The organism is Metapseudomonas resinovorans DSM 21078 (assembly GCF_000423545.1).
Classification (GTDB): Bacteria; Pseudomonadota; Gammaproteobacteria; order Pseudomonadales; family Pseudomonadaceae; genus Metapseudomonas; species Metapseudomonas resinovorans.
Window position 1 is genome coordinate 1 of sequence record NZ_AUIE01000058.1, and the last position, 1,404, is coordinate 1,404.

At 56.2% G+C, this 1,404-nt stretch carries 1 protein-coding gene; it reads right to left on the reverse strand.

Features of this window, described 5'->3' with window-relative positions; translation table 11 throughout:
* Nucleotides 1–240: 240 nt before the first annotated feature.
* On the reverse strand, nt 241–1,101 hold the full coding sequence (locus tag G559_RS0123445) for a hypothetical protein (protein ID WP_028630563.1): 861 nt from the start codon (nt 1,099–1,101) through the stop codon (nt 241–243).
* Nucleotides 1,102–1,404: the final 303 nt, after the last annotated feature.

The window sequence follows — 1,404 nt, forward strand, 5'->3', positions numbered from 1 at the left end:
TCATGCGCCTGCCGACGCAGAAGGCCAGCGCCCTGACCGAGCTGCTGCCGCATAACTGGGTACCCGCCGGCAAGGTGTGATGCCCGTTCGCTTACGTTTGGCTGGGGAGACTTCTGTCAATCAGCGTCGTTTTCTCAGGGTTGCCCTGGAGAAAGGTAAGGAGCTTGAGCCAATTGGGCGTTTGGCGGGGCCGGACAACCAGAGGTAAAGCTCCGAGGAGACACTGTCGGAAGATTTGCACTACCACTCAATACGGGCCCTGCCGCGTTCACGGAAATACTCACGGAGTTGGGGTTCGTAAGAGGGTTCTTGGTTACGGTAAAGCTGTAATAACGGCTCTGGCTTGCTGGCAAGGCGTTGAATAGCGGTGTCAATACGCTTGGCCATCTGCCTGCCCCAAACGTTCCGTGGGCAATATATTCCTGTTGGTATCAGGCTTGGGTTCTCCATCATTGGGACGCTGACCAATACAGTCGAGTATGGGATCGCCCTTCTGATCTCTGCCGAGACAATGGGAAACTCAAAGGTGTAGTCCAAGCGTTTGAGGCTAACCATGGCGATCAGGTTAACCCCGGGTGAGGAAGTGTTGATGATCTCAAGCGTGCCCTGCTTGACACCCTTATCAATGAGGTCTGCAAGTTCTGGTGGATACGCGCGGGTCGATGAAATTCCGCCCTTGAGCGGTTTTTCCAGCAGTTTTGCAAGGCTGACCTTTCCGTGCTCCACAGCGAAGTCGGGCAGTAGGTCGGCGCGGCTGACTAGCTCCATTGGCAATGCAGGGAGATAGGGAATGAAGACTCCGCTCTTGCTCCGATCTGGATTTCGCAGCGTCAGAGTGGAACAGATCGGCCGGCCTGCGAAGAGATCCCGATCAAGACGCCGTGGCGTAGACCTTTCATACCGATGAATTAGCCCAGGAAGCTGCGCTTCGAGCAGCTTCTGCGCATCTAGTACGATGCCTTCATCAGGTGTTCCGTCGCGATGAGTCGCTGCCCCGGGCACGTCCAGTACTGCCCAGGTCATGTCCTCAGCGATGGTATGAGCACTCAGGAAGCTCCAAGAGGCCACCGTCACCAGAAGGAGCTTAGGGAAGATCATCATAGATACCGCCACAGGACGTCCTGAGCGTAGATGCGGGGCGTCCTTCATTTTGTAAGGATAGCGACTCGAAAGAGAGGGAGAGCAGGTGGGTTCACCTAGCAGGGTGCTCACTGAAGTGGAATACCCCTTTGAGGCGAGGTCAGGGGCAGAAACGGTAGGTGGAGCGGGCGTTGAACGCTTGAATCGCCCCGGGTTTCGTGGAGGCCTTAACTCTTGAGAAGATGAGGCCATGAGAAAGACTGCGACCTACTCCCCTGAAGTCCGTGAACGTGCCGTGCGCATGGTTCTGGAGCACCTGAACGA